This window comes from Polaromonas sp. UBA4122 (genome assembly GCA_002381615.1).
Lineage (GTDB): Bacteria > Pseudomonadota > Gammaproteobacteria > Burkholderiales > Burkholderiaceae_C > Polaromonas.
This window is the reverse complement of sequence record DFWY01000027.1, coordinates 1-15,291: the sequence shown is the minus strand read 5'-3', so window position 1 is coordinate 15,291 and position 15,291 is coordinate 1. Positions and strand designations below refer to the sequence as shown.

Genomic DNA, 15,291 nt, shown 5'->3' with positions numbered 1-15,291 from the left:
TGACAGCATTTGTTGTTTTGCGAGCTAAATGCCATTGTAAGAACTCACGCGACTTGCTGTTGGCTGTGAGGTTTGGAGAGAGTTGATATGACGACAATGGTATCCAACCTGGAATTGATTCGCCGGGTGCCTATTTTTTCCATGCTGACAGTCAGCCAGGCGGAGTCCGTGGCCGATACGGTAGTCAAGCGCCGTTTTAAACGTGGCGAGCCTATTGTGGAACAGGGCAAAAAATCCAATGCCCTGTCCATCATTCTCACGGGCCGTGCGCGTGTGATAACCACCGACGCCCGGGGCCGTGAGGTCATACTGGCCACCATGCACCCTGGTGATTATGTGGGCGAGATGAGTCTGATTGACGATGAACCGCATTCAGCCTCAGTATGCGCAGAGATTCAAACTGACGCCCTGATACTTGGTCGGCCAGAGTTTGCACGTTGCCTGCCCGAGAACAGTTCCATGGCCTATGCGGTGTTGAGGGGGCTGGTGCAGCGTCTGCGCCATGCGGACCACAAAATTGAATCGCTGGCGCTGATGGACGTCTACGGCCGTGTGGCCCGTGCGCTGCTGGAATCTGCCAGCGAGGACGGCGAAGGCAACGCCGTGATCCGCGACAAGGTCTCGCGCCAGGATATGGCCAAGATGGTAGGAGCCTCACGCGAGATGGTCAGCCGGGTGATGAAAGACCTCGCAGAGCGCGGATTCATTGAAACCCGCGATGACGGAACCCTTCTGGTGAAAGAACGCCTCCATTCGCTGGGTTGACTGCCCGCTTGCTGTTTTGACCCGTCGGTCCGCCTGTCCGTACCCAACTGCGGTAAGCTCTGAGCCGGTTTATGACTTACTCACTTGATACCCTGAACTCCAGAAATTCCCCTGCTGCGGGCGCGCCCGGCGGCATTAAACGCTTCACCCACGAAGTCAGCCTCATTCTGGGCCTGCTTGGCCTGATTTTCTGGCTGGCTGCAATGCTGAGCTACTCGCCGCAGGATGCTGCCTGGTCGACCTCTGGCAGTGCCGAGGCTGTGGCCGGTGCGCAAGTTGCAGCCCGAAACTGGGGCGGGCGTGTGGGTGCTTGGGTTGCAGACGCCAGTTATTTCCTGCTGGGTTTTTCTGTCTGGTGGGCGCTGGCTGCGGGCAGCCAGGTCTGGTTGTCATCGCTGGCGCGCGGGCTGCGCGGCGAACCGCTGACTCTTGAGGCATCCCGGCAGGCTGGCCGCATCAGGTTCTGGCTGGGTCTTTTGCTGTTGCTGGTCGCCAGTGCTGCGCTGGAGTGGTCGCGGCTTTACCGTTTTGAATTCAGGCTACCCGGCCATGCGGGCGGGGTGCTCGGCTATCTGGTCGGCAACCTGGGCGTCAAGTGGCTGGGTTTTGCAGGCTCCGGTTTGGTCTTCATCGCATTGGGTGTCATTGCCGTCTCTAGCGTCTTCAATTTCTCGTGGGCCCGTGTCGCCTTGGCGCTTGGTGCCTGGATTGACAACCTCATTGACTCGCGTCGTGAAAAACGCGAGATCGCCGAAGACCTGGCCCTTGGAAAGCTGGCCGCCCGCGAGCGTGAAGAAACACTGACGGGCGAACGCATCGAGATTGAAGAACATCACCCGGTGCCGGTCCTGATTGAGCCGACGTTGGCTGATATTCCGAAAAGCGAGCGGGTGGCGAAAGAGCGGCAAAAGCCGCTGTTCAGCGAGATGCCCGACTCCAAGCTGCCGCAAGTGGACTTGCTCGACGGTGCGCTGCAGCGGCAGGAAAGCGTGGCACCAGAGACCCTGGAAATGACGTCGCGGCTGATCGAGAAAAAGCTCAGGGACTTTGGTGTCGAGGTGCGTGTGGTGGCCGCGGCACCCGGTCCGGTCATCACCCGCTATGAAATCGAGCCCGCCACAGGTGTGAAGGGCTCGCAGGTGGTCAACCTGGCCAAGGATCTGGCCCGTGCCCTGAGCCTGGTGTCCATCCGCGTGATTGAGACCATTCCCGGTAAAAACTACATGGCGCTGGAGTTGCCCAACGCCAAACGGCAGTCGATCAGGCTCAGTGAAATTCTGGGCTCACAGGTCTACAACGAAGCCAAATCAATGCTCACGATCGGTCTGGGCAAGGACATCGCCGGCAATGCCGTGGTGGCCGATCTGGCCAAAATGCCGCACTGCCTCGTTGCCGGCACCACCGGTTCGGGCAAGTCGGTGGGCATCAACGCGATGATTTTGAGCCTGCTGTACAAGGCCGATGCGCGCGATGTGCGCCTGCTTCTTATCGATCCAAAGATGCTGGAGATGAGTGCCTACGAAGGCATTCCGCATTTGTTATGCCCGGTGGTGACCGACATGCGGCAAGCCGCCTACGGCCTGACTTGGTGCGTTGCCGAAATGGAAAAGCGCTACAAGCTGATGAGCAAGCTGGGCGTACGCAATCTGGCGGGCTACAACGTCAAGATTGATGAAGCCAAGGCGCGCGGCGAATTCCTCTACAACCCGTTCAGCCTGACGCCCGAGCAGCCCGAACCTCTGGAACGCCTGCCTTATATCGTGGTGGTGATTGACGAGCTGGCCGACCTGATGATGGTGGTGGGCAAGAAGATTGAAGAGCTGATTGCGCGGCTGGCGCAAAAAGCCCGTGCCGCCGGCATTCACCTGGTGCTGGCGACGCAACGCCCCAGCGTCGACGTGATCACCGGCCTGATCAAGGCCAACATCCCGACGCGCCTGTCGTTCCAGGTCAGTAGCAAAATTGACAGCCGCACCATCCTTGACCAGATGGGTGCCGAGGCCTTGCTGGGCATGGGCGACATGCTCTACATGCCCAGCGGCACGGGCTTCCCGATCCGGGTGCATGGCGCCTTTGTCAGTGATGACGAAGTGCACCGTGTGGTCGCCTACCTCAAGCAGCAGGGCGAACCTAACTACATCGAGGGTGTGCTTGAAGGCGGCATGGTCGATGGCGAGGGCGGTGATTTGGTTGGCGAAGCCAGCGGCGGCGAGAAAGACCCGATGTACGACCAGGCCGTGGAAGTGGTGCTCAAGAACCGCAAGGCCAGCATCTCGCTGGTGCAGCGCCACCTCAAAATCGGCTACAACCGCGCCGCGCGCCTGGTGGAAGAGATGGAAAACGCCGGACTGGTTAGTGCCATGAGCGGCAGCGGCCAGCGCGAAATCCTGGTGCCTACACGGGCGGAGTGAATTTCATGAAGAATCTGCTTGCTACTTTTTTAATAGCTGGATGCGTCCTGTCTGCAAGGGCCAATGGCCTGGAAAGTCTTGAAACATTCGTGAAAACGGTGAGTAGCGGCCGCGCGGAGTTCACCCAGGTGGTCACTGCTCCGGCCAAGGAAGGCCAGAGCACGCGCAGCAAGACATCGAGTGGCACGTTTGCGTTTTCCCGGCCCAACCGCTTCAGGTTCATCTACAAAAAGCCCTTCGAGCAAAGCATCGTGGCCGACGGCCAGACGCTATGGCTATACGACGCAGACCTGAACCAGGTGACCGCGCGCAAGCAATCCAGCGCTCTGGGCTCCACCCCCGCAGCCCTGATTGCCGCCGCGCCCGACCTGCGAGCCCTGCAGGCTGACTTTATCCTGGCAGCCGCACCTGACAAGGACGGCCTGCAATGGGTGGTGGCTACGCCCAAGGCCAAAGATGGCCAGCTGCAGGCTGTGCGCGTGGGTTTTCGCGCGGGCCAAGCAAGTGACAAGTCCGCCGGAAAATCGACTGAACTGGCTGCGCTGGAAATTCTCGACAGCTTTGGCCAGCGTTCGATGCTGAGCTTCAGCAAGGTGGAGGTCAACCCGAATCTTCCAGCGGACACTTTTCAGTTCAAACCGCCCAAGGGGGCGGATGTGATCAGGCAGTGATAGAAGCGCTTTGGCGTCTTTGTTGGCGGGGGGTTGTGAACCTGTCTTCAAAGAGAATCGCCAATTGATTCCCGGAAAGTGTCTTCGGGTCTTGAGATCAAAGCGCAGCGCGCGTTGATGCTCTCATTCGCGTTAGTGGTGTGAATCACCCAGCGTAGCTCTGGCGGAAACGCAAAAAATGGAATCATGTGCGACCGGCTCTGCGCCATGAGACGGTCACCGTGGGTAATTTTCGCCAGCAGAGGCATTGCTTGGAGCCTTCAAGCCTGACGCGGGCTCATTTCTGCGGCGAAACCTTGAAAATTGACGGAGTCACGGCGACTGAGAAGATCAGCCTGACCTCCACAATCGCTGCTGCAATCAGCAAACCAGGCGCGTCAGATGTCAGGCCTTCTTCGCCCAGGCGCTGCACCAGCCTTTGGCTGATACCTGCTTGCCGGCAAACAGCGGACAGCCGCCGGTAGCGGCACCAGCCTTGCCTTGATAGAGTGCGCAGGTACCGCACTGCTGATCCGCAGCATACTTGGGGTACTTGACCTTGTCGGCCTTGCTTGCGTCAGCTTTATAGCCTAGCGCCGTGGCTTGTGCATCACTCTCCACCACCATGGCTTGGGCCTGAGCAAGGCTGGCAGTGGCCAAAACACTCGCACCGACGACGGATTGAATAACAAAGGTTCTGCGATTTGAATTCATGATGGGGGTCCTTAGAAATTAAAATGAAAGATAGCCGGAGACGGACAAGCCGTCGTGTCGACAAAGCATTGACCGGGATTTGGGGATTGAAACGAATCGAGGCCAGTCCATGTCTTCGCGAGTTCAAGTCTACAGCCAACAGGAAACTCTTGTTTGGAACTCGGTATTTGAAAACAGGGACTCGGGATACACAGCTTGTTAAGGCCTCGGCGAAGCAGTAGCTGTGGAAATCGTATAACGGTTCTCGCTGTCAGCCAGAACAAGCATGGCGCGCCATCATCCTGTCCGCGCCGTCGCGGCAACACGCCCTCAACGGCAAGAGCTAGGCGGGTACGCACGTTCGCACGCTACAGTACAGTATCCGCACTGAGTTGGGCTGCTTGTGTCCGCGCACTGCCATGTCACCACCACCATGATTTACACCCACATTCTCATCAAAAGCCCGCCTCGCCTGATCACCCTGCCGGACGCCGCATGACACCTGCGAGCAAGGACGGTATGGACGCGTCCGTCACCCACTCACCCCTGGCCGAGCGCCTGCGCCCGAAGAGCTTGGGCGAAGTCGTCGGCCAGCAGCATTTGTTGGGGGGCGGCATGCCGCTGCGCATCGCGTTTGAGTCGGGCCAGCCGCACAGCTGCATTTTGTGGGGCCCGCCCGGCGTGGGAAAAACCACCATCGCCCGTCTGATGGCCAGCAGTTTTGATGCGCACTTCATCACCATTTCAGCCGTGCTCGGTGGCGTCAAGGACATTCGCGAAGCGGTCGAGCAGGCCACCGTCTGGCAAGGGCAGGGCGATGGGAGTGGTAAGCGCACCATCGTATTCGTTGATGAGGTACACCGCTTCAACAAAAGCCAGCAGGACGCCTTTTTGCCGCATGTGGAAAGCGGCCTGTTTACCTTTATTGGTGCCACCACGGAAAACCCCTCGTTTGAAGTCAATTCGGCCCTGCTGTCGCGCGCCGTGGTGTATGTGCTACAACCGCTTTCAGAGGTTGATCTTAAGCAAATAATAGCCAAGGTCCTTGTGGAACGTGCGCTACCAGCTATCGAAAAAATAGCAAATGAGGCCGTTGAACGGCTGATTGCCTACGCTGACGGCGATGCCCGGCGTCTGCTCAATACGCTGGAATCCCTCAACGTGGCGGCTCGCAGCGAGAAGATCACCGAGGTGACCGACGCCTGGTTGCTCAAGGTGCTGGGCGAGCGCCTGCGCCGCTACGACAAAGGGGGCGAGCAGTTTTACGACACCATTTCGGCGCTGCACAAATCCGTGCGCGGTTCCGACCCTGATGCTGCACTCTACTGGTTCATGCGCATGCTCGATGGCGGTGCGGAGCCCCGGTACATGGCGCGTCGGCTCATTCGCATGGCCAGCGAAGACATCGGGCTGGCCGACCCGCGCGCATTGCGGCTGGCGCTGGATGCCGCCGAGGTCTATGAACGGCTGGGTTCACCGGAAGGTGAGCTGGCGCTGGCCCAATGTGTGGTCTATCTGGCCGTTGCGCCCAAGTCCAACGCGGTGTACAAGGCGTTCAATGAAGCCAAGGCCTTCATCAAGAAAGACGGCACGCGCCCGGTGCCCCTGCATTTACGCAATGCGCCAACCCGGCTCATGAAAGAGCTGGATTACGGCAAAAACTATCGCTACGCCCACGATGAAGAAGACGGTTTTGCCGCGGGTGAAAATTATTTCCCCGAAGGCATGGCTACGCCCGGGTTTTACCGACCCGTCAACCGCGGCCTGGAGATCAGGATTTCCGATAAGTTGAATGAGTTGAAATTAAAGAACAACCAGAAAAACTAATGAAAAACAAAAGCTGCTGATAAAGCCCGATTCGGCCGAAGAAATAAAATTTCGCAAGGGTAAACCCCGCGAAAACCGCTACGTTGGCCCGATTCTCGCTTGAGCGGCGTGGCTACAATTCGCGAATCAGCTCGCCATGCACGCCAGTTATCTGGCTTGGACAGGCGGGCTTTTTGTTAACTCGCGTGATCCCGTGGTGATCCCATTGGTTCGCGGTCGCCAAGCGGAGTTGGCAATTTCAATCAAATGGAGAGAGTTATGGACGTATTGCTACAGCAGATCATCAATGGTCTGGTCCTGGGCAGCATGTATGCCCTGATCGCCCTGGGCTACACCATGGTGTACGGCATTATCAGCCTGATCAATTTTGCGCATGGCGAGGTCTTGATGGTGGGCGCGCTCACCAGCTGGACCGTCATCGGCTGGATGCAGGAAGCCATGCCAGGCGCACCGGGGTGGCTGATTTTGCTGATTTCACTGTTGATAGCCTTCGTTGTGTGCGGGGCGCTGAATTTCGCGATTGAAAAAATTGCCTACCGGCCCCTGCGCAATTCGCCCAGACTGGCGCCACTGATCACCGCCATCGGCATGTCGCTGCTGCTGCAGACGCTGGCCATGATCATCTGGAAGCCCAACTACAAGCCCTATCCCACGCTGCTGCCCCCCGAGCCCTACCAGTTCGGCGGCGCCGTGATTACCGTGACTCAGCTTTTCATTTTGGGCGCCACAGCGGTTTCGCTGTCGGTGCTGATGTGGCTGGTGCACTACACCAAGCTGGGGCGTGCCATGCGGGCCACCGCCGAGAACCCGCGCGTTGCGGCGCTGATGGGGGTGCGGCCCGATACCGTCATTTCCGCCACCTTCATCATCGGTGCCGTTCTGGCCGCGCTGGCGGGCGTGATGTATGCCTCCAACTACGGAACGGTCCAGCACACCATGGGCTTTTTGCCCGGCCTCAAGGCCTTTACCGCCGCCGTGTTTGGCGGCATCGGCAACCTGGGTGGTGCCGTGCTGGGCGGCATTTTGCTGGGGCTGATTGAATCCATCGGTGCCGGCTACATCGGTCCGCTGACCGGTGGCGTGCTGGGCAGCCAGTACTCCGATATTTTTGCCTTTATCGTGCTGATTTTTGTGCTCACGCTCCGGCCATCGGGCTTGCTGGGTGAACGTGTGGCCGACCGGGCGTGAGCCTGCCCTTGCGCTGCTGTTCAAGCCGATACCCCGCTGAGAGTTAAGGAGAAATTCTGATGAAACCCAACAAACTGCTTACTTTTTTAATGGCCGCAGCCGCGCTGCTGGTGCTGCCTCTGTTGCTGCAGCAAGGCGGCAACGCCTGGGTACGCATTTTGGACATGTCGCTGCTCTATGTGATGCTGGCGCTCGGGCTCAACATTGTGGTCGGCTACGCCGGTCTGCTGGACCTGGGCTATGTTGCATTTTTCGCGGTGGGTGCCTATCTGTTTGCGCTGCTCGGCTCGCCCCATCTGGCAGAAGCCTTTCCGTCCATTGCAGCGGCCTTTCCCAATGGCCTGCATCTGCCGATCTGGGCCACCATTCCGGTCGCTGCCGCGGTGGCAGGGCTGTTTGGTGTGTTGCTGGGCGCGCCGACGCTCAAGCTGCGCGGTGACTACCTGGCCATCGTGACGCTCGGCTTTGGTGAAATCATCCGGGTGTTCCTGAACAACCTGGACCGTCCGATCAACCTGACCAACGGACCCAAAGGCATCAACCAAATCGACTCCATGAAGTTTTTTGGCCTCGATCTGGGCAAGTCCCATCAATTCTTCGGGTTTGAGGTCACCTCGGTCTCGATGTACTACTACCTCTTTCTGGCGTTAGTGATCGTTTCGGTCATCATTTGCCACCGGCTGGAAAATTCACGCGTCGGCCGTGCCTGGATGGCGATTCGTGAAGACGAAATTGCCGCCAAGGCCATGGGCATCAACACCCGCAACCTGAAGCTGCTGGCGTTCGGCATGGGTGCCACGTTTGGCGGCGTGTCGGGTTCGATGTTTGCGGCCTTCCAGGGTTTTGTCTCCCCCGAGTCGTTCAGCCTGATGGAGTCGATCATGATTGTGGCCATGGTGGTGTTGGGCGGCATCGGCCATTTGCCCGGCGTGATTCTGGGCGCGCTGATGCTGGCAGCGCTGCCGGAGGTGCTGCGCTATGTGGCTGGGCCGCTGCAGGCCATGACCGATGGCCGGCTGGACTCTGCCATCTTGCGCCAGCTGTTGATTGCGCTGGCCATGATCATCATCATGCTGATGCGTCCGCGCGGTCTGTGGCCCTCGTCAGAGCACGGCAAGTCGTTGGTCAAGCCCATTAAAAGCTAAGGAGAATGGACATGAGCGAAACCATTCTTAAAGTTGCCGGTGTTTCCAAACGCTTTGGCGGTTTGCAGGCCCTCAGCGATGTGGGTATTCATATTCAGCGCGGACAGGTCTATGGCCTGATTGGCCCCAACGGTGCCGGCAAAACCACGTTCTTCAATGTGCTGACCGGCCTTTATACGCCGGACAGTGGCACGTTTGAACTGGCCGGCAAGCCCTACAAGCCCACGGCGGTGCATGAAGTGGCCAAAGCGGGCATTGCCCGCACCTTTCAGAACATCCGCCTGTTTGCGGACATGACGGCACTTGAGAACGTGATGGTTGGTCGCCACATACGTACCTACTCGGGCCTGTTGGGCGCGGTTTTTCGCACCCCGGGCTTCAAGCAGGAAGAAGCCGCCATTGCCAAGCGTTCCCAGGAGTTGCTGGATTACGTGGGCATCGGCAAGTACGCCGACTTCAAGGCGCGGACACTGAGCTATGGCGACCAGCGACGTCTGGAGATCGCCCGGGCGCTCGCCACCGATCCACAGCTGATTGCGCTGGACGAGCCGGCCGCCGGCATGAACGCCACTGAAAAAGTGCAACTGCGCGAACTGATAGACCGGATCCGCAAGGACAACCGCACCATCCTGCTGATTGAGCACGACGTGAAACTGGTCATGGGCCTGTGCGACCGCGTGACCGTGCTCGACTACGGCAAGCAGATTGCCGAAGGGGCGCCCGCCGACGTGCAGAAAAACGAAAAAGTGATTACCGCCTATCTGGGCACAGGTCATTGAGTCTTAAACAGTTGGGGGCAGAGCTAAAGGTCTATCCCGCAAGGAAATAACAATGGCAAACACACTGCTTAAAGTGAAGGGCCTCAAAGTGGCCTACGGCGGCATCCAGGCGGTCAAGGGCATTGACTTTGAAGTCAACGAGGGCGAACTGGTGACCCTGATCGGCTCCAATGGCGCCGGCAAAACCACCACCATGAAAGCCATTACCGGCACTCTGCCGATGCTGGAGGGTGACATCGAATACCTGGGCAAAAGCATCAGGGGCCGCGGTGCATGGGATCTGGTGAAAGAAGGTCTGGCCATGGTGCCTGAGGGCCGCGGTGTGTTCACCCGCATGACCATTGCCGAAAACCTGAAGATGGGCGCCTATATCCGCAACGACAAGCAGGAAATAGCCGCCGACATCGAGAAGATGTTTGAGCTGTTCCCGCGCCTGCGTGAGCGCAAGGACCAGTTGGCGGGTACCCTGTCCGGCGGTGAGCAGCAGATGCTGGCGATGGGCCGCGGGCTGATGAGCCGACCCAAGGTGTTGCTGCTCGATGAACCGTCCATGGGGCTGTCGCCCATCATGGTGGACAAGGTTTTTGAGGTGGTGCGCGACGTCTCTGCGCGCGGCGTGACCATCCTGCTCGTTGAGCAAAACGCCAGCCGCGCGCTAGGCATTGCGAACCGGGGCTATGTCATGGAGTCGGGTAACGTCACCATGAACGGCGACGCCAAAGAATTGCTCAACGATCCGCGGGTTCGCGCGGCTTATTTGGGCGAGTAGTTTTAAGTGCTTTAGGGCTCTAGCTCCCGTTTTGTCTTCCTGAGTAGCTATTGATTTTGTAGCGGCTCACTTTGCTGGAAAGCCACGGCGAGACCCGGCATGTCAGCCAGGTTAAATGCTATCAATTCAATAGCTGCATGCGCCCGTATTCAGTGGTCTAGAGCCATAAAAGACTATTTAATTCAATCTACCCTGGCGCCTGATGCCTTCACCACTTTTTCATACTTCGCCCGTTCGCTTTTCATGAAGGCGCCGAACTGCTCCGGCATATTCGCGACCGGTTCCGCCATCAGCATGGCAAAGCGGGTTTTGACCTCGGGCGAGTTCAGTGCGGCAACAAAAGCCTGGTTGAGTCTGGCCACCACGTCCTTCGGCGTAGCGGCCGGTGCGACCAGTCCCCACCAGGTGTCGATCTCAAACCCTTTGAGGGTTTCGGCCATCGCAGGAATGTCGGGCAGTGCAGCGCTGCGTTTGGCAGTTGTCACAGCCAGCGCCTTGAGCTTGCCGGCCTTGATGTTGGCGGAGGCGGTGGCGAGGTTGTCAAAATTGAAATCGACCTGGCCGCTCAGCAAGGCCAGTTGTGCCGGGTTGCCGCCGTTGTACGGAATATGCAGTGCAAAGATACCGGCCTGCGCCTTGAACATTTCACCGGCCAGGTGGCCCGCACTGCCGTTGCCGCCGCTGGCATAGTTGAGCTTGGCCGGGTTGGCTTTGGCATATTGGATGAGATCGGCCAGCGTGTTGATGTTCAGGCGCCGCGCCGTGTCGGCATTCATGACCAGCACATTGGGCACACGCACCATTTGCGTGATGGGCGCAAAGTCGGTGGCCGCGTTGTAGGGCATCTTGCTGTAGAGCCACGGGTTGATGGCATGCGTGGCTACGGCGGCAATGCCAACGGTCAGCCCATCGGGCGGCGCCTTGGCAATCGCGTCCACGCCGATGTTGCCACCGGCCCCGGGACGGTTTTCGATGATCACGGTGCCGAGCGTGTCCTTCACGCGCTCGGCCAGCAGGCGGGCTGTCACGTCAATCGGGCCACCGGGCGCGTAAGGCACGATGATGCGCATGATCTTGTTGGATGGCGTGGCGCTTTGCGCCATGGCGGGCGGCGCCAACGCGGCCGTGAGGGCGCCCGCAAGCAGCGCGGCGCTCGTGACGAGTGATTTCAGGCTGAACATGCGGGGGGTGGTTGGATGAGGTTTCATAGGCGTATTGTGCAAAAAAAGTAAGACGGCCCGGTGTGGTCGCATTCCCCAGTCTTAAGGCGTGTTAAGCGGCCTTGGCCTTGTCGGCCTCCGTGGTGAACGAGTCGGCGTAAAACTCTTCGGCCGGTAAGCCCGCCAGCGCGCTGTATTCGGCGCGGGCCGAGTCCACCACAATCGGCGCGCCGCAGGCATAGACCTGGTGGCCAGACAGGTCTGAAAAATCTTCCAGAACCGTTTTGTGAACAAAACCGGTGCGGCCGGTCCAGTGGTCTTCAGGCAAGGCGTCGGAGATCACCGGGACGTATTTCAGGTGGGGCATCTCGGCCACTTTGGCCAGTACCCAGTCATTCATGTACAGGTCGGCCGGGCGGCGCCCGCCCCAGTACAGCACGGCGGGGCGCATGATGTTCTTGTACTGCATGTGTTCGATCAGCGCCTTGATCGGCGCAAAGCCCGTGCCGGAAGCCAGCAGTACCATGGGCTTGTTGCTGTCTTCGCGCAGGAAAAAGCTGCCATAAGGCCCTTCAATCCGCAAAATTTCTTTCTCTTTCATCGTGCTGAACACGTGCTCGGTGAATTTGCCGCCCGGCATGTGGCGAATGTGCAATTCCACGCTCGGGTTGTCGGCCTGGGTATGCGGTGCGTTGGCCATGGAGTAGGCACGGCGGTCACCATCACGCAGCAGAAATTCCACGTATTGACCGGCGTGGTACTTGAACACGTCGCTGGCGGGCAACTGCAGGCGAATCACCATCACGTCGTGCGAGACACGCGCCAGGCTGCTCACACGCGCAGGCATTTTCTTGACGGGAAAGGCGCTCTCGTCGGTCACCTGGCGCGATTCGATGACCACGTCGGTATGCGCCGTGGCGCAGCAGGTCAGAATAAAGCCATTGGCTTCTTCTTCGGGCGACAAGGCCTTGAGCTGGTGTGCACCAAGGGTCACGGTGCCTTCGAGCTTCTTGCACTTGCAGGACCCGCAGGCGCCGTCCTTGCAGCCGTAAGGCAGGCCAATGCCCTGGCGAATGGCTGCCGCCAGCAAGACCTCGTCCTTATTGACGATAAAGGCCCTGCCGCTGGGTTGCACGGTCACGTTGAAGCTCATATTCGGTATCCTTGGCAAGTTCTGTTGTTCAATTTTTCATTTAACCTGGCTGGTTTTCCAGCAAAACCCAATTTTGCCTTCAAACCTAAACCCCCTTGGCGCGCTGCCTTTCCGTTTCCGCCGTGAGCGTGTGTTGATCGTGGGCTGCGGTGATGTGGGCCAGCGCGTGGCCCGCCAGTTGCCTTCCCGGCTCAAGCGGATGGCCCTCACATCGTCTGCCGAGCGCATGCCCGCCCTGCGTGCGCAGGGCATTACCCCCTTGCAAGGCAATCTGGATGACAGCGCCACCTTGCGTCGGCTGGCCGGGTTGGCGACCCGCGTGGTGCATCTGGCACCGCCCCCCAGCGACAACCCGGACTGGCGCAGCGATCCCCGCACGCTGGCCCTGCTGCGCGCCCTGCGCTTACGCAGCCTGCCGTACTCGCTGGTCTACGGTTCGACCAGTGGGGTTTATGGCGACTGCCAGGGCGACTGGGTGAGCGAAACGCGGCGCGTGAATCCCGACACACCGCGTTCCCAGCGCCGCGTGCATGCAGAAAGCCACCTGCGCCTGTTTGGGCGCGCCACCGGCACGCAGGTACACATTCTGCGCATTCCGGGCATTTATGCGACCGATCGCGAAGGCGGCACGCCGCGCGGGCGGCTGCTCAAGGGCACGTCCGTGCTGCGGGCGGAGGACGACGTTTACACCAACCACATCCATGCCGACGACCTGGCCAGAGCCTGCCTGGCAGCCCTGTGGCGCGGCAAGCCGCAGCGCATCACCCATGCCAGCGACGATACGCAGATGAAGATGGGCGACTACTTTGATCTGGCTGCCGACCTTTACCAGTTGCCAAGGCCCCCACGACTGCCGCGCAGCACAGCGCAGGAGCAAATGCCCTTGATGCTGCTGAGTTTCATGGGCGAGTCACGGCGACTCGACAACCAGCGGCTGAAAAAGGAACTGAAGCTGGCGCTGCGCTACCCGACGGTGGCGGCGGGTTTGCGCGCTTGAGGCAGCGTGCGGGATGAGCTGCAAGCACCTGCATGCATTGCCATGCTCACGCAGTTCAGCAGGGATTTATGCGGTGCTTGCTATTCTTTTTATAGCAGAGCACCGTGGCGCGGCCGGAACCAAAAAATCGCTTGAAACCCGCCTGAATGCCAGGTTCTGCAAAGTTGATTCCGAAAAATACCGTCATAAGCATCGTCATTTATAAAAGCGTCCTCGTCTGTTGCGTCTTGGACATGTCATGAGTGATAGTGCCATGGTAGGCATTCACTCCAGCCATTCCGTTGCTGGCGCAAAGCCTGATTCAGTTCTTTCACACACTCCACCCCTACCTTGAAGCCCCAAAGCCAAGCCTTGTTAGTTGCAACAACGATCGTTCGTTGGCGATCTACTAAAAAACATTTGGCCCAGCATCCGATTTATTGTTAGACTGCCAATTGTTGGGGGGGTAGCTCAGCTGGGAGAGCGCTGCGTTCGCAATGCAGAGGTCGGGAGTTCGATCCTCCTCCTCTCCACCACAGTCCCGTTTTCAGAGGTGGGTTCTGTAAGCCATTGATGTTTGTAGCTTTTATGAATTTGCTACATAAGAGTGCTACAGCGCGCTCTGGAAGTCATGGCTCACATTCACCCATTCATGCAGAGGCGCGGCGACAATTTCTACTTCCGCATTCAAGTTCCAGTCGAGTTGCGCAAAATGGTTGGCTAGCGTGAGTTCACCAGGACGCTTAAGACAGGTGATCGTGCCAAAGCGTTACCATTGATCGGCCTCTTCACCGGCGCTCGGGTTCGCGAAATCTGCCAATTGAATCCAATGACGGACATTCTCGACGACCCGGACAGCGGTGTACCGTATTTCTGGATTACGAACATGACGGAAAGCGAGAAAGGGGTAAAAAAGACCACCAAGAACAAGGTCTCACGTCGAAACGTAGCCATCCCTCAACGCTGGTCAAACTCGGCTTTCTGGACTATCTGGAGTCACTTCAACGCCGGGGAGCCAAACAGATCTTTCCGAGTTGGAGTCCAAACAACGGACGTGCCAGCACGCAGGCCGAAAAATGGTTCCGGGAGTTCCTTGAAGAGATCGGACTGCGCGACAACACTCCATTCTTTAAGATCACTGGCATGCACTCCGTCCGGCACACACTATTGACGCGAGCCAACAATACATTGCCAAGTATTGATGTTGGGCCAATAACAGGTCATGCCGGTGATGAAAAAGGTAGCCAGGGGGATATGAAGGCAAGCTGCCCGTTCTGAATAAACAGCGACTGCTGGAAGCCATCGACTATGGATTTGAGCTGCGCGCAGTAACAGCGCGTCCAACCCAGCCAGTGCAACCAGAAGCGGCAGATTGAGGGAGCCAACCACGCCGGGGCGATAGACATATATCCCTCGTATACCCCGCCCCTTCATCCCCACGCCTACCCAGGTTCAGGGATGACCACGACGATCGCACCCGGTAACCGAATGCTGATCGACTTGTGTTCGCCTTGACAAACCGCACTATAAGTCTCAACGAGCAGTTTCTCCTCCGAACCAATCACCAACGCCTTCCACCCGGACTCTAATGCAGCGAGAGCCTCTGGTGCCGATTCGACAACTACCCCGCGCATCTACGCACGGGCCATTTTTTGGTTCGTGTGGCGGTGCATACTGTCGTTATTCAACTTTTCTGGAGCTCTTTATGCCACGCCCGATTCTTGAAGAGGTCCACATTTATCCAGCTATCCGCAGCAAGATCGCGGGGCATCAGC

The 15,291-nt window shown here is 58.6% G+C and carries 12 protein-coding genes, 1 tRNA gene and 1 pseudogene; 10 read left to right on the top strand and 4 right to left on the bottom strand.

Annotated elements, in window-relative coordinates:
• Positions 1-87 precede the first annotated feature (87 nt).
• From B3F77_RS03600 to lolA, 3 genes are all read left to right on the top strand, one after another.
• Positions 88-765, top strand: coding sequence for a Crp/Fnr family transcriptional regulator (locus B3F77_RS03600; protein ID WP_293603630.1), 678 nt, complete (start codon positions 88-90; stop codon positions 763-765).
• 71 nt (positions 766-836) lie between these two features.
• A complete protein-coding gene (locus tag B3F77_RS03595) occupies positions 837-3,176 on the top strand; it encodes a DNA translocase FtsK (protein WP_293603629.1) in 2,340 nt (779 codons plus the stop codon).
• A gap of 5 nt (positions 3,177-3,181) precedes the next feature.
• Positions 3,182-3,847 (top strand): outer membrane lipoprotein chaperone LolA, encoded by a 666-nt coding sequence (gene lolA, locus B3F77_RS03590; RefSeq protein ID WP_293603628.1) that lies wholly within the window; start codon positions 3,182-3,184, stop codon positions 3,845-3,847.
• A gap of 72 nt (positions 3,848-3,919) precedes the next feature.
• Here the strand turns inward: lolA and B3F77_RS03585 are convergent.
• Both B3F77_RS03585 and B3F77_RS03580 read right to left on the bottom strand, forming a co-directional pair.
• Positions 3,920-4,082 (bottom strand): annotated as a pseudogene (locus B3F77_RS03585) (transposase); the annotation flags it as partial.
• Between the two features lie 149 nt (positions 4,083-4,231).
• Positions 4,232-4,540 carry a high-potential iron-sulfur protein gene (locus B3F77_RS03580; RefSeq protein WP_293603627.1) on the bottom strand — a complete coding sequence of 103 codons (309 nt, stop codon included), beginning with the start codon at positions 4,538-4,540 and terminating at the stop codon, positions 4,232-4,234.
• 474 nt (positions 4,541-5,014) lie between these two features.
• Between B3F77_RS03580 and B3F77_RS03575 the strand changes: the two genes are divergently transcribed.
• From B3F77_RS03575 to B3F77_RS03555, 5 genes are all read left to right on the top strand, one after another.
• Positions 5,015-6,346, top strand: a complete 1,332-nt coding sequence (locus B3F77_RS03575) for a replication-associated recombination protein A (protein WP_293603626.1) — start codon at positions 5,015-5,017, stop codon at positions 6,344-6,346.
• 258 nt (positions 6,347-6,604) lie between these two features.
• A complete protein-coding gene (locus tag B3F77_RS03570) occupies positions 6,605-7,534 on the top strand; it encodes a branched-chain amino acid ABC transporter permease (protein ID WP_293603625.1) in 930 nt (309 codons plus the stop codon).
• A 59-nt stretch (positions 7,535-7,593) separates the two neighbouring features.
• Positions 7,594-8,679, top strand: coding sequence for an ABC transporter permease subunit (locus tag B3F77_RS03565; protein ID WP_293603624.1), 1,086 nt, complete (start codon positions 7,594-7,596; stop codon positions 8,677-8,679).
• 11 nt (positions 8,680-8,690) lie between these two features.
• Entirely contained in the window at positions 8,691-9,458 is a 768-nt protein-coding gene (locus B3F77_RS03560) for an ABC transporter ATP-binding protein (RefSeq protein WP_293603623.1), read from the top strand.
• Between the two features lie 52 nt (positions 9,459-9,510).
• Complete coding sequence (locus B3F77_RS03555) at positions 9,511-10,227, top strand: ABC transporter ATP-binding protein (protein WP_293603622.1); 717 nt, start codon at positions 9,511-9,513, stop codon at positions 10,225-10,227.
• Positions 10,228-10,409: 182 nt separating this feature from the next.
• Here the strand turns inward: B3F77_RS03555 and B3F77_RS03550 are convergent, their stop codons facing one another.
• Both B3F77_RS03550 and B3F77_RS03545 read right to left on the bottom strand, forming a co-directional pair.
• Entirely contained in the window at positions 10,410-11,330 is a 921-nt protein-coding gene (locus tag B3F77_RS03550; RefSeq protein ID WP_293603677.1) for a tripartite tricarboxylate transporter substrate binding protein, read from the bottom strand.
• A 169-nt stretch (positions 11,331-11,499) separates the two neighbouring features.
• Positions 11,500-12,540, bottom strand: a complete 1,041-nt coding sequence (locus tag B3F77_RS03545; RefSeq protein ID WP_293603621.1) for a CDP-6-deoxy-delta-3,4-glucoseen reductase — start codon at positions 12,538-12,540, stop codon at positions 11,500-11,502.
• A gap of 73 nt (positions 12,541-12,613) precedes the next feature.
• Between B3F77_RS03545 and B3F77_RS03540 the strand changes: the two genes are divergently transcribed.
• Both B3F77_RS03540 and B3F77_RS03535 read left to right on the top strand, forming a co-directional pair.
• Entirely contained in the window at positions 12,614-13,537 is a 924-nt protein-coding gene (locus B3F77_RS03540) for an SDR family oxidoreductase (RefSeq protein ID WP_293603620.1), read from the top strand.
• 439 nt (positions 13,538-13,976) lie between these two features.
• Positions 13,977-14,052, top strand: a tRNA-Ala gene (locus B3F77_RS03535).
• Positions 14,053-15,291: the final 1,239 nt, after the last annotated feature.

Bases quoted from the DNA above. Each gene is read 5' to 3' on its own strand.
- B3F77_RS03600 (WP_293603630.1), top strand. From the start codon at position 88: ATGACGACAATGGTATCCAACCTGGAATTGATTCGCCGGGTGCCTATT.
- B3F77_RS03595 (WP_293603629.1), top strand. From the start codon at position 837: ATGACTTACTCACTTGATACCCTGAACTCCAGAAATTCCCCTGCTGCG.
- B3F77_RS03570 (WP_293603625.1), top strand. From the start codon at position 6,605: ATGGACGTATTGCTACAGCAGATCATCAATGGTCTGGTCCTGGGCAGC.
- B3F77_RS03555 (WP_293603622.1), top strand. From the start codon at position 9,511: ATGGCAAACACACTGCTTAAAGTGAAGGGCCTCAAAGTGGCCTACGGC.
- B3F77_RS03545 (WP_293603621.1), bottom strand. From the start codon at position 12,540: ATGAGCTTCAACGTGACCGTGCAACCCAGCGGCAGGGCCTTTATCGTC.
- B3F77_RS03580 (WP_293603627.1), bottom strand. From the start codon at position 4,540: ATGAATTCAAATCGCAGAACCTTTGTTATTCAATCCGTCGTCGGTGCG.
- B3F77_RS03565 (WP_293603624.1), top strand. From the start codon at position 7,594: ATGAAACCCAACAAACTGCTTACTTTTTTAATGGCCGCAGCCGCGCTG.
- B3F77_RS03575 (WP_293603626.1), top strand. From the start codon at position 5,015: ATGACACCTGCGAGCAAGGACGGTATGGACGCGTCCGTCACCCACTCA.
- lolA (WP_293603628.1), top strand. From the start codon at position 3,182: ATGAAGAATCTGCTTGCTACTTTTTTAATAGCTGGATGCGTCCTGTCT.
- B3F77_RS03560 (WP_293603623.1), top strand. From the start codon at position 8,691: ATGAGCGAAACCATTCTTAAAGTTGCCGGTGTTTCCAAACGCTTTGGC.
- B3F77_RS03550 (WP_293603677.1), bottom strand. From the start codon at position 11,330: ATGGCGCAAAGCGCCACGCCATCCAACAAGATCATGCGCATCATCGTG.